This window comes from Microbacterium zouquanmingi, assembly GCF_052266675.1.
Lineage (GTDB): Bacteria > Actinomycetota > Actinomycetes > Actinomycetales > Microbacteriaceae > Microbacterium.
Window position 1 is genome coordinate 475468 of record NZ_JBQPRA010000003.1, and the last position, 21406, is coordinate 496873.

The following is a 21406-nucleotide window of genomic DNA, read 5'->3' on the forward strand; positions in this document are numbered from 1 at the left end:
GCAGGAGGAGTGGCTACTGCCCTGCGTGCGAGCCGAGCACGAGCACTTCGGACAGACTCATCTGCCAGGTCGTGCCTCGCTGAGCGAAGAGAACGCCTGACTCGTTGAGGATGCGCACGGCCACCGACGTGCGCCCACCCGAGATCGCCATGGCTCCAGCGGGTGCGGCGGCTTCCGTTCCCGGTCCGCCGACCTTCTGAGTCAGCATCACGCGTGCAGCATCCGAGTCCACGAGTATCCCGAGCGTGTCATCGCCAATCCACGACATCCCCATGACTTCGCCTTCGATCTGCGCCACCGGATGCGCGGGTCCGATCTCAACCGGCACCTGGTTCTGATCACGCACGATCACGGCGAGCGCAAGCCAGCGCTGCCCGCCGACAGTGATCACAGCAGCGAGGCGCACACCATCCGCCGCAACACGGACTGCCGAGATCGCCGAGGCATCGGGGAATGCACCGGCTGGTGTGATCGGTGTCACATCCGACTGCCACGCGGTGAGCGCCTGGGGTGCCGATGCAGGTACCGACCACGTGAATCCATAGGGATCGATGGACGGCTTTATCAGGCCCGGTCTCGCATCGAGCTGGTCCACCCGCCCATCGGACACCGTGAACACTTCGCCGTTGACCAGCTGCACGGCGGCCCGCGATTCATCCACTGCGACATCGATGGCCTGCACCGACGGGGCGATCTCCACGATCTCGTTGGCGATGCCCTCGTAAGGAATGATCTCCTCACCGATGTACGTGCCAAACTGCGTCTCGGTGAGAACCACCGGAGCCGATTCCGTGCGGCCGGTCTCGACGGTGGCCCGCCCTGCATCGAGATCACGGCCGTTGACGGTGAGCCGCACCTCCGTGACACCCGCGGGTCGCAGCGTCGCTTCCAGTTGCGTCCGCATCCGTGCGGTCTGCGTCGGATCCAGTCCAGATGCGTTCGGGGTGAGGTCCACAGTCGCGACCTTCTCCGGGCTGATGGGCACGGCGTCGCGAGCGAGCGTGACGTCTCCGGGAATCGCGCTGCGTACTGCCGGAGCCAGCCACTCGCTGGGTTCGCCATTGAGAAGAGCCTGCGTGAGCGTCGTTGCGATCGTCTGTCGTCGTGGGTACCAGCGCACGTCCGGCACGAGGTGCGTCCAACTGTGATCGAAATACTGGAGCGAGTAGCGCCGATACACCTGCGAGAAAGCCTCAGCGTCCAGGAAGATTCCGTCGTCGGCAACCGTGATCCGCCACTCGCCATCGTCGTTGCGCTCGACCTCGAACGAGGCCACCGCGTCATCACCGGTCAGTTCGGTGTACGCGCCGGCTTCATCTATGCGAGCGACCTGGTCCAACACGACGCGCACGTCAGCGTTCGCCGCGGCCTCCTCCTCGCCGTCGATGTCAGCGGTGAACTCTCGCGCGGGTGCTCCGGAATCGATCGAGACTCCGGCGCTCGGACGCCACGTAGCCGCCAGTTGAGGAGTCAGGAACTCACGAGCGATCGCCCACCCGTTATCCGGCGTGAGCGCGGCGTCCAGGAATCCTTCGACGATCTGCTCAGGGCTTGCGCCCTCCAAGGGGCGGGCGGCGATCTGACTGATGTCTGGATCGAAATCGACATCGTCCACGGAGAGGCCGGCATTGGCCTCGCCCGACATGGGAAGGCTCGTGCAGGCGGTGAGGGCCGCGACGAGGGCTGCGAGCGCCATCAGGCCGAGAGAGCGACGTCTCCGAGTCATGATCGCCCCTCCTCGGCATCGTGGGTCGGCGGAGTGAAGTACATCTCCCGCAGCTCAGTGAGCTGAATGGGCTGCGTCGTCCCTCCGACGTCGCCCAGCGACTCCTGCGGCTCGACGGAAACTGGCGATGGCCCCTCCAGCACTCGGCCGTCACGCGGCACTGTGAGGACGAAGTTCGTGCCGATGGCGAGCTCTGACCATACCGCAAGCGTCCCGCCGTGCAGTTTCGCATCTCCCAGCGCGATCGAGAGGCCGAGCCCGGTGCCCCCGATCGTGCGCTGCCGCGAGGGATCGGCGCGCCAGAACCTGTCGAAGACGCGTTCCGCGTCTTCGGGCTTCATCCCGAGCCCGAAGTCGCGCACCCCTACGGCGACCGCATACTGATTGCTGTCGACGGTGACGACCACCGGATGCCCCTCTCCATGCTCGATCGCATTGCCGACGAGATTGCGCAGCACTCGCCGCACGCGGCGCGGATCCATGTCGACCGGCGAGTATCCGCCGGGCACGACCAGCCGAATCTCCGACCCGCGCTCCTCGGCGAGCGGCTTCATCTGATCGATGATGTCTTCCGCGAGCTCAGCGAGGCTCGTCGGCTCGAGTTCGAGTTGCACGGAGCCCGCGTCGTAGCGGCTGATCTCGAGGAGGTCGCTGAGCAGCGTCTCGAAACGCTGCACCTGCGTATGCAGCAGCTCGGCCGTGCGGTTCATCGTCGGGTCGAACTGCTCACGCTGATCGTTAAGCATGTCCGCGGCGAGGCGGATGGTCGTCAAGGGAGTGCGAAGCTCGTGGGACACGTCGGAGACGAATCGCTGCTGCACGAGCGAGAGCTCACCGAGTTCCTTGATCTGCGCCTCGATGCTGTCCGCCATCGCGTTGAACGACTGCGCAAGGGTGGCCAGTTCGTCTTCACCGTGAACAGGAAGCCGCACCTCCAAGTCGCCCGCTGCCAGCCTGGCACTGGTCTCAGCCGCCTCGATGATCGGTTTCGACACGAGCCGCAGCACTACCCAGGAGATTCCCGCGATGATCGCGATGAGGACGATGCCCGCGGCCCAGAGCGTGCTCTGCACGAACTGAAGCGTGTTCTGCGAATCTGCCAGGTCGTAGGCGATGTACACCTCGAACGCGCCCACCTCTGGCACGAACAGCTGCTGTCCGACCACGATGCCAGGTGCGTCAGAGCCATCCGGCATCCGCATCGCCACCGACTGCCATGACTGCCGATCGGGGAACGACACCACGCGCTCGCGCAGTCCTTCGCTGAGCAGATCGGTCCTGAGGTCAGTGGTGAATCCGCGCACACCGGTGCCCACCGGGATGTCACCGATCGGGTAGACCGCGACGTGCGTGGACGAGGAAGCGCGAGGAATGGTGTCCTGCACGTCAGCCCACAGTGCGCGAAGCCCCTGCGGGTCGTCGGTGACCTCTGCCGAGTCCAGAGTGTTCTGCGCCTCAGCGACCGCGCGCAGGGCGTCGGAGAGCACCTCGTCACGGCGTGACTCGAACAGGTTGTTCTGGATGACCAGCGCCATGATCAGGCTCGTGATGAAGATCGCCAGCGAGGTCAGCAGCAGTGTGATCGTGATCGTGCGAAACCGCAGCGAGCGTCGCCACAGCTTGGCGATCGCTTCGGGCCAGCCACGCGGGTCGCGCCACAGTACGACGGTCGTGGAAGTCGCACTGGTCGCGATCACCCCGATCTCCTAGCTGATGCTTCCAGCCCGGTACCCCACGCCGCGAACCGTCATGACGATCTTCGGCGCGTCAGGGTCAAGCTCGACCTTCGCGCGCAGGCGCTGAACATGCACGTTGACCAGGCGCGTATCGGCCTTGTAGTGGTAGCCCCAGACCTGCTCGAGGAGCATCTCGCGCGAGAAGACCTGCTGAGGTTTGGACGCCAGTGCGACGAGCAGCTGGAACTCGAGCGGTGTCAGGGGGATCGGCGTGGAACCGCGCCGCACCTCGTGGGCGTCGACGTCGACGACGAGGTCGCCGATGCGGAGAATCTCGCTGGTCGCCTGTGTGACCGGACGCAGACGCGTGCGGATGCGCGCGACGAGCTCCTTCGGATTGAACGGCTTGACCATGTAATCGTCGGCGCCGACCTCGAGTCCGCGCACGACATCTGCGGTGTCGCCCCGCGCAGTGAGCATGATGATCGGGATGCCGGATTCGGCGCGGATGCGCGTGCAGATCTCGATGCCGTCCATCCCAGGAAGCATGAGGTCCAGGAGAACGAGGTCGGGATGCTGGGTGCGCCATTCCTCGACTGCCTTGGCGCCGTCGGCGCAGAACACCGGCTCGAAGCCCTCTGTACGCAGCACGATGCCGATCATCTCCGCAAGCGCGGTGTCATCGTCGACCACGAGGATCCGTGAGGTCATCTGATCCCAGCCCCATCTTTCTACGCAGCGCGCCGCCTTTCGGACGAAGACTGGACGCGGTCTTTCCCAGCGTACTTCATGACAACGTTCTGATCACGGTAGCGCCATCGCGTTCTCGATCGGTGGAATCGAGGGATATGACACGATGGTTCTGCACCTTCGGAGGGAACTTGATGAGCGCACAGAATTGGACGCCCGCGGTGAAGCAGGGGCTCGTCCCCCTGCATCCGCTTCAGTTTGGCGCGCTGCTGGGCAAGCCGTTCGCCGCGCTGCGGCATAACCCCAAAGTCCTGTTCGGCTTCGCGATCGTCATTCAGCTCGTCATCGCGGTGGTGACGCTTGTGGTGGTGGGCGGCGTCGCGGTGGCCACTTTCTTCCGTCTCGAATCACTCTCCCCGAGCAACCCGGATTTCTTCCCCGTGATGTGGGGCACAATCGCCATCAACGCGATCACTGTGCTGGCGATGGGCTTCGTCAGCCTCGCGTTCACAGCCGTCATGCAGGGCGTCGTCGCCGCCGACATCGGTTACGCGGCGCTCGGCGAGAAGGCGAAGCTCAGACGCCTGTGGCAGCTCATGCGGCCGGCGTTCTGGCGCCTGGTCAGCTGGAGCGTCCTGCAGATGCTGGCTGCCACCGTGGTCATCATCGTCGTCGGCGGCATCATCGCCCTCGGCGTGATGGCCGGTGTCGGTGGCTCTGGCGAGGGCGTCGCCGTCACAGTCGTCATCGGCATCCTGGTCGTGCTCGCAGCGATTCCGCTCTGGGTGTGGCTGAGCACAAAGCTGCTGCTGGTGCCGTCTGTGCTCGTTCTCGAACATGCGTCTCTTCGCGAAGCGCTCGTGCGCTCGTGGCGCCTCACCCGCGGTCGGTTCTGGAATACGTTCGCCGTGATCCTGCTCATCAGCGTCATAATGAACGCTGCTGTCACCGTCGTGAGCGTTCCGCTTTCACTGCTGTCGTCGCTCTTCGTGCCGGTCGTCTCCCCCACCGGCGTGAACGACACATCTGCGATCGTGATGATGCTCATCGGCACCGTCGCCCCGCAGCTGCTGGTGTACGTGCTCCAGGCAGTCGCCGTCGTCGTGCAGTGCGCCGCCGCTGCGTTCATCTATCTCGACTGCCGCATGCGATACGAAGGCCTCGATCACAGTCTCATCAGCTATCTCGAACGCCGTGACCTCGGCACCCCGACAGAGCAGCTCGGTGATCCGTTCGCCGTCGATCCGGCTCGCGCCGTCAGCAGCGGACCGCCCCCGCGGCCGCAGCCGACGTACGCGGCGCCGCCGGTCGGCTGGGCGCCCCAGTACCAGGCAACACAGGGATACCCGGCTGCACCCCAGTACCCGGCACCGCAGACGCCAGCAGCCGCGCCGCCACCGCCGCCACCGCCCTCGCCCGCCGCGCCCTCGCCCGCCGCGCCCACCCCGCAGCGCTCGTGGACTGCGCCAGGATCCGGCGAGGCATGATCCGTTTCGATCTCGATCCCTACGCACCGGATGGCGACGAAGCCCGCCGTTGGGCGGAGCAGGAACTTCAGAACCCGCGCTACGCCGATGCCAAGCCGACGTGGTTCGACTACCTCGCTGAGGACGTCGCAGAGTTCATCTCCGACCTGTTCTCACCGGAAGCCGGCGCGCAGGTCGGCAGCACCGCTCTTGTGATCGTGATCATCGTTGTTGCCGCAGCTCTCATCACCGTGCTGATCCTGTGGGGACGACCACGCGCGTCGCGCCGCGTCAAGAGCCGCGGCGCTGAGCTCCTCGGCGAGCGCGATGATCGCTCTGCCGCACAGCTGCGAGCGGATGCCGACCGGAGTGCGCGCGAGGGAGATTGGGATGCCGCCATCATCCGCCGTTTCCGCGCGCTGGCGCGCGGTCTGCTCGAGCGCGACATCGTCGATCCCACCCCAGGTGCGACAGCGCAGTCGATCGCCCGTGAGGCCTCTGCCGCTCTCGGCGCGCATGGAGAGGAACTCGCGTCAGCAGCCAGGATGTTCGACGAGGTGCGGTATCTGCGGCATCCGGCATCTGAACAGACGTACCGCGAGCTTGTGGCGACCGATGAGCTCATCGCCCGCGCACGACAGGCGGTTCCCGCATGACCGGCGCGGCGACCGTCGCCGAGCCCGCAAGCGGCACCGCGGTACGCGAGACGGGCAGGCTCCGGTCGCTGTTGGGCTGGTTGGCACTCGCGGTGACCGTGATCATCTTCGCGCTTCTGATCGCCGCGTTGAGCTTCAGCGCTCCGGACTCCCGCGGCGGGCTGGATCCCGAGAGCGCCAAGGGCTCGGGCACCCTCGCTCTCGCCGAGATCCTGCGCGACCAGGGCGTCGAGATCACAGTCTCCCGCACCCGTGCCGACGCGATCGCAGCCGTCGATGGCAACACCACTCTCGTGATGTCCGATCCGTACACTCTCTCGGACGAAGCGGTGCACGAGCTGATCGAGCCGTCGACCCGCACGGTCTTCCTCTCGAGCTCCTCGCGCTTGCTGCGTCTGCTCGACCTCGGTGAGAACACCTCCCCGCCAGCATCCGGAGCACTGCCTGCCGGATGCGATGCTCCAGAATTTGCCGATGTCGGCTCCGTGCAGCCGGATCGATTCTTCTCGCCCGCAGACGGCGTCACCGGATGCTTCGACGATGACGGGGCCGCGGGGCTCCTCATCTCGGACCGCGACGGCACGCGCACGGCGCTGCTCGAGGGAGCCTCGCTGCTGGGCAATGAGCACCTCGCCGAAAACGGAAACGCGGCCCTCGGTCTCGCGCTGCTCGGGCAGACCGAGCGCGTGGTCTGGTACGTGCCCTCATTCGCCGACACCGATATCGAAGCCCAGCCCTCTGACACTCTGGCGACTCTCACACCGGAATGGGTGACTCCTGCGATCCTGCTTCTTCTGCTCGCGGGAATCGTCGCCGGGATCGCCCGTGGACAGCGATTCGGCCCACTCGTCACCGAAACCCTGCCTGTCACAGTCCGGGCATCCGAGACCATGCACGGCCGCGCGCGGCTCACCGCGAAGGCAGGCGATTCCTCGCACGCGGCCGCGGCTCTCCGCGAAGGCTCGCTGCGCCGTCTCGCCGCACGGCTCGGTCTGACGGCTCGTTCGACCCCCGAAGAAGTCGCGGACGCGGCATCCGATCGGCTGCGCATACCGCGCGGTTCTCTCTACCAACTGCTCGCAGGCCCCCTGCCGCAGAATGACTCCGAGCTCACAGGCGATGCCCGCCGGCTCGCTGAACTCGAGACGGCGGTCGATACCGCCGTGCATGTGGAAAGGAACACACCGTGACCGACACCACCCCGAATACCTTCGATGAGGATGCTCTGCGCCAGGCCATGCATCGCGTGCGCACTGAGGTCGATAAGGCGGTCATCGGCCAGTCAGGCACGATCACCGGACTCCTGGTGTGTCTGCTCTCTCGCGGGCACGTGCTCCTGGAGGGCGTGCCCGGCGTCGCCAAGACGCTGGTCGTGCGGTCGTTCGCGCGTGCTCTGGGTCTTGACACCAAGCGCGTGCAGTTCACCCCCGACCTGATGCCGGGAGATGTCACGGGGTCCCTCGTGTACGACGCGCGCACGGGTGAGTTCGAGTTCCGTCAGGGACCGGTGTTCACGAACATCCTGCTGGCGGATGAGATCAACCGCACCCCGCCGAAGACGCAGGCGGCTCTCCTCGAGGCCATGGAGGAGCGCCAGATCTCAGCCGATGGCGTCAGCCGCGATCTTCCGAATCCTTTCCTCGTCGCAGCCACCCAGAACCCGATCGAGCACGAGGGCACGTACTCGCTGCCAGAGGCGCAACTGGACCGATTCCTTATGAAGCTCGTCGTCGGCATGCCGGATCGCGACGCCGAGGTCAGCGTGCTGCGACTGCACGCCGGCGGTTTCTCGCCCCGCGAGCTCACCGGCATCGAGGCTGCGGTGACCGCTGAGGAGATCCGTGCGGCCCAGGATGCGGTATCCCGCGTCGAGGTCACCGATGAAGTGCTCGGCTACGTCGTCGACCTCGCCCGCGCCACCCGCCAGTCGCCTTCTGTCCTGCTCGGTGCGAGCCCTCGCGCATCGACCGCGCTGCTGGCCGCGGCGAAGGCCTGGGCATGGCTGAACGGTTCGACCGCAGTGACTCCCGATCACGTGCAGACCATGCTGGTGCCCGTGTGGCGTCACCGCCTGCAGCTTCGCCCGGATGCCGAAATGGAAGGCGTATCGGCAGACGCCGTGCTCGCCAGCGTGATCCAGCAGACGCGGGTGCCGATCTAAGTGTTCATCACCTCGCGTTTCGCCCTCGCCATCGGGATCGGGGTCATACCCGTCGTCGCACTCGCGATGGCGGGGATACCGGTGTGGGCTGGCGTGGGCGGGTGGCTCCTGCTGGTCTGTGCCCTGCTCGGCATCGATGTGTGGCGTGCGGCGAGCGCGCGGACGGTTTCGGTCACGAGGCGCGTTCCGCCCCGGGCACGAATCGGTGAGCCTGTCGAAGCGAGCGTCGCGCTGCATAATCACGGGCCGCGCACACTCCACGCGCTCGTACGGGATGCTTGGCAGCCGACAGCGGGCGCGCGCTCTGACCGGCTGAGCATCGTGGTGCCTGCCGGTGAGCGTCGGCGGGTGATGATTCCGCTGCTCCCCCGCCGCCGCGGTGAGCTGACGAGTGAGTTCGTCTTCATCCGCTCGCGCGGACCGCTCGGTCTCGGCGGGCGGCAGGCACGGCACGATGTGCGCGGTGCGCTGCGTGTGCTGCCGGCTTTCACGTCGCGCAAGCATCTCCCATCCAGGCTCGCCAGGCTGCGGGAGCTGGATGGGAACACCAGCATCCAGGTGCGCGGCCAGGGCACGGAGTTCGACTCGCTGCGCGAGTACGTGCGCGGCGACGACGTGCGCTCGATCGACTGGCGCGCGACCGCGCGGGCCGGCACGACGATGCTGCGGACGTGGCGACCTGAGCGCGACCGGCATGTGGTGATCCTCATCGATACTGGCCGCACCGCAGCGGCCCGAGTGGGTGATGGCACGCGTCTGGATGCTGCGCTTGAGGCGTCGCTCCTGCTCGCAGCGCTCGCGGCACGAGCGGGAGACCACGTGCACCTGCTCATGTATGACCGCGTGGTGCGCGGCCGGGTCACGGGTATCGATGGTCCTGGGCTGCTCCAGGCGATCACGGATGCGATGGCCCCCGTTCACGCACGGCTCGTCGACACCGACTGGGGTGGGGCGTTCGCCGAGATCCGCACGCTGACGACGCGTCCTTCGCTGATCGTCGTGCTCACCGCGCAGGACGCGGCCGAGTCCGCCCGCAGCTTCCTCGGCGCCTTCCCCAACGCATCGCGTGCGACCACGATCCTGGTGGGCTCGGTGACCGATGACGCGGTGGGTTCACTTGCGACCAAGCGGGACTCCCGCGAGGACATCTATCTGGCAGCAGCTGCCGAGCGCACGCTGCGCGACGCCGAGAATGTCGCCGATGCCATTCGCCGCGCGGGCGGAGAGGCGATCACTGCCGATCCGGAGGCTCTTCCGCCGAAGATCGCAGACCGGTACCTCGAGCTCAAGGCCGCAGGGCGCCTCTGACTGCCGCGCCGCGCATCCGCTCTGAGCGACCTGAACGGGCGGTTAACCTGAGCGATTCGTTATTGCTAACGATTCAGAAGAACGGTACCCTGAAAGCATGGACATTCTCGAAGCCCCCGAGCGCTTGCGCGCCGCTGGTCTTCGAGTCACCGTGCAACGAGTCGCTGTCCTCGACGCACTCACCACCCGCCCGCACGCGTCGGCAGATACCGTCTACTCCGGTCTCCGCGAGAATCTCAGCGGCGTTGCGCTCCCCACGGTTCACGGCATCCTGGGCGATCTCACCAATGCCGGCATCGTGCGCCGGGTGAGCCTCCCCGATGCGGCGAGCGCGCTTTACGAAGTGCAGCACGAGTTCGACAACCACCACCATCTGCAGTGTGTGGAGTGCGGCCGCGTCGAAGACGTCGCCTGCGCCGTCGGCGAAGCCCCCTGCCTGCATCCGTCCCACGACCATGGGATGCGGATCATCGAAGCCTCTGTGACCTACCGAGCCATCTGCTCCGATTGCGAAAGGAACAAGTGAATGACTGACAAGACTTTCACGACCACCCAGACCGGCACGCCCGTTGCCAGCGACGCACACTCGCTGACCGGCGGACCTGACGGCACCACGGCCCTTCATGACCGCTACCTGGTCGAGAAGCTCGCCTCGTTCAACCGCGAGCGCGTGCCGGAGCGCAACCCGCATGCCAAGGGCGGCGGCGCATTCGGCGAGTTCGTCGTCACCGAAGACGTCTCTCAGTACACCCGCGCGGCAGCCTTCCAACCCGGCGCCAAGAGCGAGACGCTGATCCGCTTCTCGTCGGTCGCCGGCGAGCAGGGCTCCCCCGATACCTGGCGTGATGTCCGCGGCTTCTCGCTGCGCTTCTACACGACCGAGGGTAACCTCGACATCGTCGGCAACAACACCCCGACCTTCTTCCTGCGCGATGGCATCAAGTTCCCGGACTTCATCCACTCGCAGAAGCGCCTGACGGGCTCGGCCCTGCGCGACGCCGACATGCAGTGGGACTTCTGGACCCTCTCGCCTGAGTCGGCCCACCAGGTCACCTACGTCATGGGCGACCGCGGTCTCCCTCGCTCGTGGCGCCACATGAACGGCTACGGCTCGCACACCTACCAGTGGGTCAACGCCGCGGGCGAGCGCTTCTGGGTGCAGTACCACTTCCTCACCAAGCAGGGCGTCGAGCCCATGTTCGCCGATGAGGCAGAGCGCATCGCCGGTCAGGATGCCGACTACTACCGTCGCGACCTGTACGAGGCCATCGAGCGCGGCGAGAACCCGTCGTGGGACGTCTACGTGCAGGTCATGCCGTACGACGAGGCCAAGGACTACCGCTTCAACCCCTTCGACCTGACCAAGACCTGGTCGAAGAAGGACTACCCGCGCATCAAGGTGGGCACGTTCACGCTGAACCGCAACCCGCAGAACTTCTTCGCCGAGATCGAGCAGGCCGCCTTCTCGCCCGGCAACCAGGTTCCCGGCACCGGCATCTCGCCCGACAAGATGCTCATGGCCCGCGTGTTCTCCTACCCCGACGCGCAGCGCTACCGCATCGGCACGAACTACAACCAGCTGCCGGTCAACCAGCCGCACGCCGCCCACACGAGCAACTACATGCACGAGGGCAACATGCAGTACCACTACAACACCGCCGAGCACCGGGTCTACACCCCGAACTCGTACGGCGCTGCCGGTGGCCCGCAGGCTGACCCGGCGCGCGGCGTCGAGGCGAGCTGGGAATCGGACGGCGCGCTGATCCGCTCCGCTGCGACCCTCCACTCCGAGGACGACGACTTCGGTCAGGCGCGCACCCTGATCAATGATGTCTTCAACGCCGAGGAGCGCCAGCGCTTCATCGAGACCCTCGCCGGTCAGTACGACGCATTGACGGTTCCCTCAATTCAGGAGCGCTTCTTCTGGTACTGGGGCCAGGTCGACCCGAAGGTCGCGGAAGACGTCCGCGCCCTGGTCGCCGCTGGTGGCGGAAACGACGAAGAGCCGGTCGGAGTCGGCGAATAATCAGCTGATTCACAGATTCCTGCGCGGGGTCGGATGCTTCGGCATCCGACCCCGCTAGCATGTGCGGTGAATTCGATCTTTCGATCGAACCGACGAGAGGGAATCCCATGAGCGAATCGCTCGCCGAAGCAGAGCTTCCTACGCCTTCCACCGGTGCAAAACTCACTGCAGAGGGCATCGGCACTTTTCTGTTGGTGCTCGGCGGTGTCGGCACCGCATTGTTCGCATCCAACCACTTCACCGACCCCGGTTCAGGTTCAGCGGTCTACGTCGCCGTCGCACTCGCGTTCGGCCTCACCGTCGTCGTCGGCGTCTACGCCTTCGGACCGATCTCCGGCGGCCACTTCAACCCCGCCGTCAGCATCGGTCTCGCGGCAGCGGGCCGCCTCCCTTGGCGTGATGTCCCCGGCTACATCATCGCTCAGATCGTCGGTGGCGTGGTCGCGTCGACGATCCTGGTGCTGATCGGGCTGTTCGGCCCGGACGGCTGGCTCACGCGCGCTCAGGATGCCGGATTCGCCAGCAACGGATGGGGCGAGCACTCCCCCAGCGGCTTCGGCATGTGGGCTGCGATCATCATCGAGGTCGTCCTGACCGCGGTGTTCCTGTTCGTGATTCTGGGGACGACGCACAAGCTGCGCCCGACCCCGTTCGCCGGACTCGCGATCGGTCTCACGCTGACGCTGATCCACCTGATCTCCATCCCGGTGGATAACACCTCTGTGAACCCGGCACGCTCGATCGCTGCAGCGATCTACGGCGGCCTCGGGCCGCTTTCGCAGCTGTGGGTCTTCCTCGTGTTCCCGATCGTGGGCGCGCTGATCGCGGGCTTCGCGTACAAGGCACTGCTCGACGGCACGACGCACGCCCCGAGCCGCCGGTCAGCCTGACCCTCTGAGAATCAACCCGCGGTGAGTTGCGGGGTGCCTGCTTCATACTCGAGCAGGTCCCCGCGCTCACCGCGTTCGTATGCCCGGCGTCCGACAAGAAGCATGTAGACGAGGAACACCGCGAGGGCCGCGGCTCCGATCCCGATCTTGATCGGCCACGGCAGCGACCATCCGGTCACGAATCCTTCGACAAGGCCCGACAGGAACAGTGCGAACACGAGCCCGATCGCGACCGTCGCCAGTGCCCTGCCCTCCTGCGCCAGCGCCGCGCCGCGTGTGCGGTGGCCGGGCGCAACCCACGCCCAGAAGAGGTGGAGTCCGGCAGCGGCGGCGACGAAGATGCTCGTCATCTCGAGCAGACCGTGCGGGAGGATGTACAGCACCATGACGTCGAGCCGGTCGTGCACGGCCATGACTGCAGCGGACACGCCGAGCCCGAAGGCGTTCTGCACGATGACGTAGACCGGCCAGATCCCGGTGACGCCGAACAGCACGCACTGCGCGGCGATCCACGCGTTATTCGTCCAGACCATCCCCGCAAAGACCGCGGCAGGGTTCTCGGTGTAGTACTCGGTGAAGCTCTCTTCGGCATACTGCTCGAGGAAGTCGGCGGGTCCGAGAGCTGCGACCAGCGCCGGGTCGCTGGAGAGCCATGCGCCCACTCCTACGACGATGGCGATGAACACCACGGCCACGACGAGAGTCGTCCAGCGCAGGCGGTAGAGAGCCGCGGGAAGCTGGTCAGCGAAGAATCGCGCGACCTGAGTGAGGATGCTGTCGGACGTGCCGGTCAGCCGCAGACGCGCCTTCGACAGTACCGAGGAGACGTACGCTCCCTGCGGCGAGTCACCAACCGAGGTCTTCAGTTCCGCAAGATCAGCGGATGCCGCGCGATACCGCAGAATCAGCTCATCGACGCCTTCACCGTCGAGTCGCGCACGACTGAGTTCGTCCAGTCGTTCCCACTCCGTGCGGCGCGCATCGGCCAGAGCATCAGCATCCACCTGATTTACTGTACTCATGTCCACGCCGATCGACACCGCCGACGAGGTTCTCTCGGGAGAAGCGGTCGCCATCGATGTGCAGCCGCTCGGCTTCTTCATGCGCGCGCTGGGAGCCCTGATCGACATGGTCGTCGGCTGGGTACTCTTCGCGCTGTTCCTCTGGCTGCGGATCTGGCTGCTCGGGGTGGGCGTTATCGATTCATCGATCGACGGCATCCTCAACATCACGGCGATGGTCGTCTGCTTCGTGATCGTGCCGATCGTCATGGAGGTCGCCCTGCGCGGCCGCAGTCTCGGCAAGCTCGCTGTCGGCGGGCGAATCGTCCGCCTCGACGGAGGTGCGGCCGGGTTCAGACAGGCGTTCATCCGTGCGCTCATCGGGGTGCTCGAGATCTACATGACCTTCGGAGCCATTGCGATCCTCTCCGGGGCCTTCACCGCCCGCTCGCAGCGCCTGGGAGACCTCGTGGCGGGCACGTACAGCCAGCGGGTGCGCACGCCGAAGCTTCTGCCGCTGGTCCCCGTGCTCCCGCCCGCGCTCGCGGGCTGGGCGCAGATCGCCGATGTCGCTCGGATGCCGGATCGTCTGGCCCGGCGCATCTCGCAGTTCCTTCAGCACGCCGAGAAGATGTCACCGTCGGCGCGCGCCCGCGTCGCGCAGGACCTGGTCGCAGAGTCTTCCGCGTATGTTTCACCCCAGCCGGCGGCCCACCCGGAGCAGCTGCTGATCGCGATCACGGTGCTCCGTCGCGAACGCGAGCGTCGGGCACTCGCGATCGCGGATGCCAGGACAGAGAAGCTGACCGGGCGACGCGTCGGCGTCTAGCCCTTCGACCGGCCCGGGGATCGTTAGGCGCGCAGCGCCTCATGCCTGAAGACGACCCATCCGCTGGGCACGGAGAGCCTTTCCGCGTGCTGAGCGCACAGATCATGCGCGTGCGGGTCTCCGGCGGCGCCGAGAGGACCGAGAGCCGCCATCTGATCGCCGTAGTCGAACGTGAGCGTGGCGACCGCCTCGCGCGCACAGGCGACCTTCGAGCAGAGTCTTGCGTTCATCTCGTTCAGCCTACGGCCGTGGTGCGCACAGACCCGGATGCCGCGCGCAACAGCCTAGACTTTGGACATGCCTCGTCGCCGTACAGAAAGTGCCGCCGCGCCTCGCCGCGGAGCGCGTCACGGACGGCATGGGCGGTTGGGTCGCAGTGAGGTCGTTCGCCCTCCGCTGCCGCCGCTGGAAGGCCGCATAGACCGATTCGACGTCACAATCGGCACCGCGGTGGACTTTCTGCGCGGCACCTGGCCCGAGCTGCAGGAAGTTCGATTCGAGATCGGCGCACTGCCGCTGCGCGCCGACGACAGCGGCATCCCTCGCTGGCACATCGACCGCGATGCCAGACGGATCGTGCTGTTCCGCATACCCATCGAGCGTCTGCTGCCTCCGGGGCACGACGATGACATCCATCGGCGGATCGCCATCGAGAGCGCCGTCTTCCGCGCCGCGGCAGAATACGTCGGTCGGGATCCGTGGGAGTTCGGACCCAACGGCTCCTGAGCAGCTCGGTCTGTCGATCCCTGAGCCAGCCGATCCCTGAGCCGGTCGATCCCTGAGCCTGTCGAAGGGTCAGGGGTAGACCGTGATCGGCTCCTGCGCGGCAGCGCCCGCCCACACCGGCCACCCGGCCAGCGCGTTATCGCTCGTCGCGAGGATGACCGCGGCGTGAATCGTCTTGTCGGCTGCAAGCGAGTAGACAGAGTCCGCATCGACCTCGACGAGGACGTCACCACCCGCGGGAATGCTGATCTCTTCCCCGGCGTCTGTGTCGGATGCTGGCGCCAGAACGACGGTCGCATCCGCAGTTCCTGAGTTGACCAGGTGGACGCGCGAGCCCGGGACATTCGGAATCGCCACGTACGTCTCGCCGTGGAGGTCCGGTGCGGGTGTCATCCACGCGAAATCGCTGCCTGCACCTGCTCGCGCCGCCTGACGAATGGCTCCGACCATCGGCGCATCGCCTTCGACCTCGACGCTGTACACGCCGGGTTCGAGTCCGTCCAGGTTCACTTCGGTAGGAGTTCCCGCTTCCAGCGGAACCGTCAGGTTCACAGCGGCAGCCCCCTGAGCGCGCACAGTGACGCGGGCGTTGGTGGTCTGGTCTGTTGCCAGCAGCCGCAGCACGGTGAGCGGGGTATCGGCGCTTATGGCGAGCACCTGGACGCCGGCGAAGACTACGGTGCTGCTCGGCGGACCCGCGCTGTCCTGCAGGTCGACGCCAGACGGGTCGAGGGTGCGGATGAGTGAAGACTGCAGCGTCGCGCGCAGCGGGGCGCCGGACGCGGTGATGCGCACGACAGGATCCTGAGTGCCCGCAGCGATCGATGAGAGCGGCACCGAGAGCTGGGTGCCAGCGGGAACGAGCTGTGTGGTCGACGTCTGCGCGAGACCGAACACGGTCATCGTCGCGGTCGCGGTCACATCGCCCGGATTGCTGAGGACGATGAGATCGTTGGTTCCGGTCTCGACGGAGCCACCGACCAACCATGATTCGGTGCGCGTCTCGCGGCACGCGGCTCCGGCAAGACCGGTGAGGTCGTCCGAGGCGAGTGTGATCGCTTCAGCCGCTGCGAGAAGCGGTGCGCCGCCCTGTTCAGCGCTGGCGATGAACCGCTGGGGACCTGGGGTGTCGCCCAGTTCCGGAACCTCGAGCGTCGATTCTGCACGTTCTCCGCTGCTGTCGACGGTCAGCTCCGGAGTGCCGGCCGGCATCTGCTGCGCAGCATCCAAGGCATTGCGACCGACGGCACGGAATGATCCTGTGCAGACCAGGGTCGCGTCCCCTGCGGTGGGCGTGACAGCCACCTGCGCGGGTTCCGCAGCCACACCGGGCCACGGCAGCGCGACCGCTGCGACGACGGCGACAACGCAGCCGACGGCGATCGCCGCGCCGATGAGGAGGCGGGCACCGGTAGCGGCGACTCTGATCGCTCGGTTGCGAATCATCTCTCCTCCTCGGTTCCGTCGACTGTTTCGGGATTCTCGGGATCTTCAAGCACTTCGGGCTCTTCCGGCTCTTCCGGTGCTTCAACGACGTCGGCAGCTTCAGGCTCTTCGGGCTCCGCAGGCTCTTCAGGCGTCTCGTCCGCTTCTGGCTCCACCGGAGCAGGCTCTTCGAACTGCACCTCGTCCTCACCGTGCAGGAAGTCGTCCTCACGGCGGTGGGGCAGCACGAGAGGTTCTTCGGGCGAACGCCCCACGATGCGGGACTGGGCCCTGGCCGCCCGACGCGACGCGCGGGTCGGAACCGCCAGCAGCAGTGCGGCGAACAACACGATGAGCTGAATCGCCGTGATCGTGCTTGCCGTTCCCGCCTCGGCGAGTGTGAGGCCCTTGCGCTCTGCGGGTTCGGCGTCCAGGCGCCACAGCACGCCCTTGTCGGTCTCGCCCACCTTCACGAAGCCCGCACGCTGGTCGAGCGCGGTGACCGCTTCGACGCGGAACGCTCTGGCGGCATCCGACTCGTCGCCATCGACCTGGTCGAGGAGCACGTAGGCAATGCCGTACTGCGCGAGCTCGGCGGGCGCATCGAAAGTGCGCGCCGAAAGGAGGTCGACGGACAGAGCGCTGAGGTCGACGCCCTGGGGCTCAGTGGCGGTGCTGAGCATCGTGGTCTGCGCGCCGAGCGTCGCGCTCGGGCCCCAGACCACGTCCACGGCGAGAGCCCCGTCGTTCAACGGTGTGAGAACGAGGGTGGAAACGGGCTGGTCGCCTCTGGCTTCTGCCGCGACGTACGCGGGAAGTGTGCTCTGCGGCCCGTTGGTCAGCGCGGATCGGTCGGTGTGCAGCGCGGTCAGCGCCGGTACTGCGCAGATCGCAAGGCACAGGCCGGCGATGGTGACGGCGATGACTCGAAGCCGCGGCATCGTGATGGCGGTATCGAGCGTGACCAGCGCGCCGCCGACGAGGCCGGCCCAGGCAAGGCTCAACCCCGTTCCGGGCCAGATCTCGACGGGCGTTCCGTGCGCGAAGCTGACAGACACTCCGACGGCGACGAACGCTGTCGCGAGCCCTGTCATCGTCACCGCGAGAAGAGTGACCCCCGCGCCCCAGCGTGGCGCGACCGCGGCCGCGAGCGCGAGAAGAGCCACCGGTGCAATCAGCACCGGTGCCCACATGGCCACCGTCGGGTCCAGCACCTCAGTCCAGCCGGCAAGATCCCCGGTCGGGAATCCGCTCGCGAGTAGCAGACGCCCCACGCCGTCAGGGGTCACCTGCGGGCCGGCCCAGACGAGACCCGGGTCAGCGAAGACAGCCCAGATGCTTCCGTTCTGCACTTGCCAGATGACGAGCGGTACGAACAGTGCGGCCGTGGGCGCGAGCATCCAGAGCAGACGAACCGCCCCATGGAACCACACACGCGTGAGCACGATGATGATCGCCAGCACCCAGAGCACGGCGAATGCGGGCGCGAGTGAGGGCGCGCACGCGAGCGTCGCCGCGAGAATGACGGATGCCGCGCCCGCTGCCCCCCAGGAGCGGTGGGCGACGACGGCGGAGTGGAACAGCCACGGCAGCAGCAGGTGCACGAGCACCGCAGAGGGGCGACCCTCGTTCAGCGCGGTGAGGAACGTGGGAGCGAGTGCCCACGCGACACCGCCGAAGATGCGCAGCCCCCCGCGGTCCGTGATCCTCGTCGCCGCGAACCAACCTCCGAGCACGGCGAGCGGCAGGGCGAGAAGCCAGAGCAGCACCATCGCGAGAGAAGGTGCGCCCGCCCACAGCGTGCCGATGACCGCGATGACGCCGGCGAAGGGATCAGCGGGGCCCGTGACATCGATGCCGATGCCTCGCTGCCCCCAGGCGGCGTCCTGCCACAGCGCGCTGACGGTGTCGCGGAGCGGGAGGAGCGCCCCGCCTCCGAGGGTGGGCCACGCGAGCAGCGACGTGAAAGCTGCGATGCTGACGATCAGTGCGCCGAGCACGGCCCAGGCGCCACCGCCGGAGAAGAAGTTGAGCTCGCTGACCGCGCCGCCTTCGCTGCCGTGGCCGTCGTCGAGACGGCGGTGAAGCTCGCCGCGAGTGATGCGCAGCGGTGCGATGCTCGACCACCTCGTGCTGCGGAACGCACGGATGCTCCGCCGAGAACGTGCGACTGCCCCGAACCGGAACATCGCGGTGAGCGCGGCTCCCCACTCCGGGAAGACCGCGGCGGGACGCTTGCCGATCAGGTGGATGATCGTTCGCCACAGCGCGAGCGGCAGGAAGGTGAGCCAGTGCAGCGGGACGGCCGCTGCGGGGGCGTAGGAGAGGCGCCGGTGCAGCTGCGCGACGCGTGTGACGAACGCGCGCTGCGCGGCACGCTGAGGAAGCGCCGCGGGCCCATCAGGACTGACGGAGACTCGTGCGCCGGGAGCGAGGACGACGCGTCCTCCCCCGAGGCGCGCACGAACGCCGAGGTCGAGGCCCTCGTCGGCCCCATCCAGAGCGGGGTCTGGAATAAGGCGATCGCGAACTTCGCTGCGGATGAGCACACCGCGGATGTCGGCACCCAGCGCATCGTCACGTCCATCATGCTGGCCCTGGTCGAGTTCGCCTGCGGCAAGTTCGACCGAGCGGCCCAGAGCCGTCATGGTGACGCCGAGGCTGACCAACTCGCGATCGTTGTCGACGTCGACGAGTTTGGGCGCAGCGATCGCTGCCGAGGGAGAGCGCTCCAGCGCTCCCGCAAGCTGTGCAAGCGCCTGAGGATGCGGGGCGGTGTCGTGCGCGAGCACCCATACTGCTGAGCCTTGGGGGACTCGGGCGAGTCCGATCTGCACGCCTTCGGCGAAAGAAGTGCTCCCGCGCGCCTCAATGATGCTCTCGACGACGCGACCGACTTCTTCGCTCTTCCGCGCGGCGGTGCCGTCGCCGCAGACGACCAGCGTCACCGCTTCGGGTGGTCGTGTCTGGAGGGTCAGTGCATCCAGTGTGCGCAGCAACTGTGCGCGGGATGAGGGGCCAGGACGCGCAACGATGATGGCATGGACTCGGGTTGGCATAGCCAGGTCAGCCTATGCGCAGAAACCGGCGATCCATTGATCGCACGCGGCGTGGCCGCGAAGCGACCACGAAGGTGCGGTTTCAGCCTGCTTGGCGCTTGAGCTTGCGACGCTCGCGCTCGCTCAGGCCGCCCCAGATTCCGAAGCGCTCATCGTTGCCCAGCGCGTACTGGAGGCATTCGCCTCGAACATCGCACGATGAGCAGATGCGCTTCGCATCGCGGGTCGATCCGCCCTTTTCAGGAAAGAACGCCTCTGGATCGGTCTGCGAACACAGTGCGTCGGTCTGCCACGCCAGTGCGGTGTCATCGTCCTGCTCTGGACGACGAACCCCGGGAACCCCGAGATTGACCGGATCGACAAACCAATTCTCGGGAACGTCGGAACGGTAACCCGTCATATCGTTCTCCTTGCCCTAAATACTGCCCCCCGCTGGGCCTTGCACCACTAATTACACCCGTGTCATTCGATCGGGTCAAGTCGTGGAGGATAAACCCTCAAGCGTGTATTGAAGGTTCACGGCGTGTCTGCGGCGTGTCGCGCCAGATCCCTGCGGCAGGCACCCGCGAAGCGGCTCAGGAAACAGCGCCCGGCTCTGCGATGAACGCCTCACCCGACCCGCGCAGCACGAGCGTGCGCTCGTCGGCAGTAGCGAAGATCGCCTGGCCGATCGGAACCGCGCGCGCGGCGGCATCCGCACCCTCGACGACCACTTCTCCCCCGGTGGCGAGCACCATTGCGGGACCGGTGACGTCGACAGAAACCGGTGCGCCTGTCAGCTCGACGCGACGCAGTGCGAAGTCCGGCACGTCGACAGGGTATGACGTCACTGAATCGGATGCCGCGGGCCTCAGCACCGGCACGATTCCCGGCGTCGTGTCGAGGATCGACAGCAGCTCGGGCACGTCGATGTGCTTGGGCGTGAGCCCTCCGCGCAGCACGTTGTCACTCGCGGCCATGATCTCGACGCCCAGTCCAGACACGTAGGCGTGCAGGAGCCCTGCCCGCAGAAAGATACCTTCGCCTCGGCCGAGCACGATGAAGTTCATCAGCAGCGCCACGACGACACCAGGGTCTCTCTGGTTGCGCGCGGCGATCGAACGGATGCCGTCCAGCTCCGCGGAGAACTCGGCGGATGCCGCATCCACGGCTGCGGCGATGATCTCGTCGACCTCTGTTCGGGCGGTGCCAGAGAGCAACCAGGCGATCGTGTCGCGCAGCGCATCGCCTTCGGCGCTCAGCCTCTCGCGCAGCGCGATAACGCCCTTCGACGAACCCAGAGCATCCAGAAGGCGCAGAGTGTCGGCGACCGGACGCAGCCCGCTGAGCGCTTCGAAGCGCTCGCTGAGGGCGACGATCAGTTCGGGCTTGTGGTTGTCATCGCGGTAGTTGCGGTGGGGGTCATCCGCTGTGAGTTCCGCCTCTCGCGCCCAGCCGTCACGCGCCTGCGCGATAGTCGGGTGCACCTGGATCGACAGCGGATCGCCTGCCGCGAGGAGCTTCAGCAGATACGGCAGCGCGCCGCCGGTAATGGCATCCAGCGTCGTGCCGCCTGCGACGTCTGCTGGGTCGCCGGGGTGATCCCCGAACCAGACCTCCGCCTCGGGAGCGCCCGTGGCCGGGCGACCTTCGAGCGCCGCGAGAAGAGTGGGCGAACCCCAGGCGTAGTCGCGGGGGGCATTCGACAGGCTCAGCAGCATGGCATCAAGCGTATCGATCATGCCGTGGCACAGCAGAAGGCGGAGCGGTGCGCGGTAGCCTGATGAC

Annotated in this window: 19 protein-coding genes; 10 read left to right on the forward strand and 9 right to left on the reverse strand. The window is 66.8% G+C overall.

The features are described 5' to 3' along the window. Nucleotides 1–13: 13 nt before the first annotated feature. The 3 genes from ACTU6V_RS09755 to mtrA are packed head-to-tail and all read right to left on the reverse strand — an operon-like array spanning nucleotide 14 to nucleotide 4113. Complete coding sequence (locus tag ACTU6V_RS09755; protein WP_443467953.1) at nucleotides 14–1726, reverse strand: LpqB family beta-propeller domain-containing protein; 1713 nt, start codon at nucleotides 1724–1726, stop codon at nucleotides 14–16. Beyond that, a complete protein-coding gene (mtrB, locus tag ACTU6V_RS09760; protein WP_443467952.1) occupies nucleotides 1723–3423 on the reverse strand; it encodes an MtrAB system histidine kinase MtrB in 1701 nt (566 codons plus the stop codon). Before mtrB ends, ACTU6V_RS09755 begins: the two co-directional genes overlap by 4 nt. Before the next feature lie 9 nt (nucleotides 3424–3432). Next, complete coding sequence (mtrA, locus tag ACTU6V_RS09765) at nucleotides 3433–4113, reverse strand: MtrAB system response regulator MtrA (protein ID WP_443467951.1); 681 nt, start codon at nucleotides 4111–4113, stop codon at nucleotides 3433–3435. 173 nt (nucleotides 4114–4286) lie between these two features. Here mtrA and ACTU6V_RS09770 point away from each other — a divergent pair, with 173 nt between their 5' ends. The 8 genes from ACTU6V_RS09770 (at nucleotide 4287) to aqpZ (ending at nucleotide 12599) form a co-directional block, all read left to right on the forward strand. Further along, complete coding sequence (locus tag ACTU6V_RS09770) at nucleotides 4287–5579, forward strand: DUF7847 domain-containing protein (protein ID WP_443467950.1); 1293 nt, start codon at nucleotides 4287–4289, stop codon at nucleotides 5577–5579. Further along, nucleotides 5576–6214 (forward strand): DUF4129 domain-containing protein, encoded by a 639-nt coding sequence (locus tag ACTU6V_RS09775; RefSeq protein WP_443467949.1) that lies wholly within the window; start codon nucleotides 5576–5578, stop codon nucleotides 6212–6214. Before ACTU6V_RS09770 ends, ACTU6V_RS09775 begins: the two co-directional genes overlap by 4 nt. Further along, on the forward strand, nucleotides 6211–7404 hold the full coding sequence (locus tag ACTU6V_RS09780) for a DUF4350 domain-containing protein (protein WP_443467948.1): 1194 nt from the start codon (nucleotides 6211–6213) through the stop codon (nucleotides 7402–7404). Before ACTU6V_RS09775 ends, ACTU6V_RS09780 begins: the two co-directional genes overlap by 4 nt. Before the next feature lie 47 nt (nucleotides 7405–7451). Further along, a complete protein-coding gene (locus tag ACTU6V_RS09785) occupies nucleotides 7452–8375 on the forward strand; it encodes an AAA family ATPase (protein WP_443475569.1) in 924 nt (307 codons plus the stop codon). Next, nucleotides 8376–9683, forward strand: a complete 1308-nt coding sequence (locus tag ACTU6V_RS09790; RefSeq protein ID WP_443475492.1) for a DUF58 domain-containing protein — start codon at nucleotides 8376–8378, stop codon at nucleotides 9681–9683. 97 nt (nucleotides 9684–9780) lie between these two features. Continuing rightward, nucleotides 9781–10209 (forward strand): Fur family transcriptional regulator, encoded by a 429-nt coding sequence (locus ACTU6V_RS09795; RefSeq protein ID WP_443475493.1) that lies wholly within the window; start codon nucleotides 9781–9783, stop codon nucleotides 10207–10209. Further along, on the forward strand, nucleotides 10210–11709 hold the full coding sequence (locus ACTU6V_RS09800) for a catalase (protein WP_443467945.1): 1500 nt from the start codon (nucleotides 10210–10212) through the stop codon (nucleotides 11707–11709). 107 nt (nucleotides 11710–11816) lie between these two features. Continuing rightward, nucleotides 11817–12599: an aquaporin Z gene (aqpZ, locus tag ACTU6V_RS09805; RefSeq protein WP_443475494.1), complete on the forward strand. Its 783-nt coding sequence runs from the start codon at nucleotides 11817–11819 to the stop codon at nucleotides 12597–12599. Nucleotides 12600–12610: 11 nt separating this feature from the next. Here the strand turns inward: aqpZ and ACTU6V_RS09810 are convergent, their stop codons facing one another. After that, complete coding sequence (locus tag ACTU6V_RS09810; RefSeq protein ID WP_443468423.1) at nucleotides 12611–13603, reverse strand: stage II sporulation protein M; 993 nt, start codon at nucleotides 13601–13603, stop codon at nucleotides 12611–12613. A 16-nt stretch (nucleotides 13604–13619) separates the two neighbouring features. Here ACTU6V_RS09810 and ACTU6V_RS09815 point away from each other — a divergent pair, with 16 nt between their 5' ends. Beyond that, complete coding sequence (locus ACTU6V_RS09815) at nucleotides 13620–14429, forward strand: RDD family protein (protein WP_443475495.1); 810 nt, start codon at nucleotides 13620–13622, stop codon at nucleotides 14427–14429. A gap of 23 nt (nucleotides 14430–14452) precedes the next feature. Here the strand turns inward: ACTU6V_RS09815 and ACTU6V_RS09820 are convergent, their stop codons facing one another. After that, a complete protein-coding gene (locus ACTU6V_RS09820; protein ID WP_443467942.1) occupies nucleotides 14453–14659 on the reverse strand; it encodes a DUF3499 family protein in 207 nt (68 codons plus the stop codon). Between the two features lie 67 nt (nucleotides 14660–14726). On the opposite strand from ACTU6V_RS09820, the gene ACTU6V_RS09825 reads away from it, so the two are divergent. Beyond that, nucleotides 14727–15155: a hypothetical protein gene (locus ACTU6V_RS09825; protein ID WP_443475496.1), complete on the forward strand. Its 429-nt coding sequence runs from the start codon at nucleotides 14727–14729 to the stop codon at nucleotides 15153–15155. A gap of 69 nt (nucleotides 15156–15224) precedes the next feature. Here ACTU6V_RS09825 and ACTU6V_RS09830 read toward each other — a convergent pair whose 3' ends face one another. The 4 genes from ACTU6V_RS09830 to manA form a co-directional block, all read right to left on the reverse strand. Next, the gene (locus ACTU6V_RS09830) at nucleotides 15225–16601 is read right to left on the reverse strand and encodes a DUF5719 family protein (protein WP_443475497.1); all 1377 of its coding nucleotides are present in this window, start codon (nucleotides 16599–16601) and stop codon (nucleotides 15225–15227) included. Next, entirely contained in the window at nucleotides 16598–19639 is a 3042-nt protein-coding gene (locus ACTU6V_RS09835; protein ID WP_443475498.1) for a glycosyltransferase, read from the reverse strand. The genes ACTU6V_RS09830 and ACTU6V_RS09835 overlap by 4 nt, the downstream gene beginning before the upstream one ends. Nucleotides 19640–19721: 82 nt before the next feature. Then, on the reverse strand, nucleotides 19722–20039 hold the full coding sequence (locus tag ACTU6V_RS09840; RefSeq protein WP_443467938.1) for a WhiB family transcriptional regulator: 318 nt from the start codon (nucleotides 20037–20039) through the stop codon (nucleotides 19722–19724). 175 nt (nucleotides 20040–20214) lie between these two features. Next, nucleotides 20215–21339 carry a mannose-6-phosphate isomerase, class I gene (gene manA / locus ACTU6V_RS09845; RefSeq protein ID WP_443475570.1) on the reverse strand — a complete coding sequence of 375 codons (1125 nt, stop codon included), beginning with the start codon at nucleotides 21337–21339 and terminating at the stop codon, nucleotides 20215–20217. Nucleotides 21340–21406: the final 67 nt, after the last annotated feature.

What these genes read in the sequence shown, in the direction of transcription:
- ACTU6V_RS09795 (WP_443475493.1), top strand. Translation starts at nt 9,781, where the DNA reads ATGGACATTCTCGAAGCCCCCGAGCGCTTGCGCGCCGCTGGTCTTCGA.
- aqpZ (WP_443475494.1), top strand. Translation starts at nt 11,817, where the DNA reads ATGAGCGAATCGCTCGCCGAAGCAGAGCTTCCTACGCCTTCCACCGGT.
- ACTU6V_RS09815 (WP_443475495.1), top strand. Translation starts at nt 13,620, where the DNA reads ATGTCCACGCCGATCGACACCGCCGACGAGGTTCTCTCGGGAGAAGCG.
- ACTU6V_RS09840 (WP_443467938.1), bottom strand. Translation starts at nt 20,039, where the DNA reads ATGACGGGTTACCGTTCCGACGTTCCCGAGAATTGGTTTGTCGATCCG.
- ACTU6V_RS09835 (WP_443475498.1), bottom strand. Translation starts at nt 19,639, where the DNA reads ATGCCAACCCGAGTCCATGCCATCATCGTTGCGCGTCCTGGCCCCTCA.
- manA (WP_443475570.1), bottom strand. Translation starts at nt 21,339, where the DNA reads ATGCTGCTGAGCCTGTCGAATGCCCCCCGCGACTACGCCTGGGGTTCG.
- ACTU6V_RS09825 (WP_443475496.1), top strand. Translation starts at nt 14,727, where the DNA reads ATGCCTCGTCGCCGTACAGAAAGTGCCGCCGCGCCTCGCCGCGGAGCG.
- ACTU6V_RS09780 (WP_443467948.1), top strand. Translation starts at nt 6,211, where the DNA reads ATGACCGGCGCGGCGACCGTCGCCGAGCCCGCAAGCGGCACCGCGGTA.
- ACTU6V_RS09830 (WP_443475497.1), bottom strand. Translation starts at nt 16,601, where the DNA reads ATGATTCGCAACCGAGCGATCAGAGTCGCCGCTACCGGTGCCCGCCTC.
- ACTU6V_RS09820 (WP_443467942.1), bottom strand. Translation starts at nt 14,659, where the DNA reads ATGAACGCAAGACTCTGCTCGAAGGTCGCCTGTGCGCGCGAGGCGGTC.
- ACTU6V_RS09770 (WP_443467950.1), top strand. Translation starts at nt 4,287, where the DNA reads ATGAGCGCACAGAATTGGACGCCCGCGGTGAAGCAGGGGCTCGTCCCC.
- ACTU6V_RS09755 (WP_443467953.1), bottom strand. Translation starts at nt 1,726, where the DNA reads ATGACTCGGAGACGTCGCTCTCTCGGCCTGATGGCGCTCGCAGCCCTC.
- ACTU6V_RS09785 (WP_443475569.1), top strand. Translation starts at nt 7,452, where the DNA reads ATGCATCGCGTGCGCACTGAGGTCGATAAGGCGGTCATCGGCCAGTCA.
- ACTU6V_RS09800 (WP_443467945.1), top strand. Translation starts at nt 10,210, where the DNA reads ATGACTGACAAGACTTTCACGACCACCCAGACCGGCACGCCCGTTGCC.
- mtrA (WP_443467951.1), bottom strand. Translation starts at nt 4,113, where the DNA reads ATGACCTCACGGATCCTCGTGGTCGACGATGACACCGCGCTTGCGGAG.
- ACTU6V_RS09775 (WP_443467949.1), top strand. Translation starts at nt 5,576, where the DNA reads ATGATCCGTTTCGATCTCGATCCCTACGCACCGGATGGCGACGAAGCC.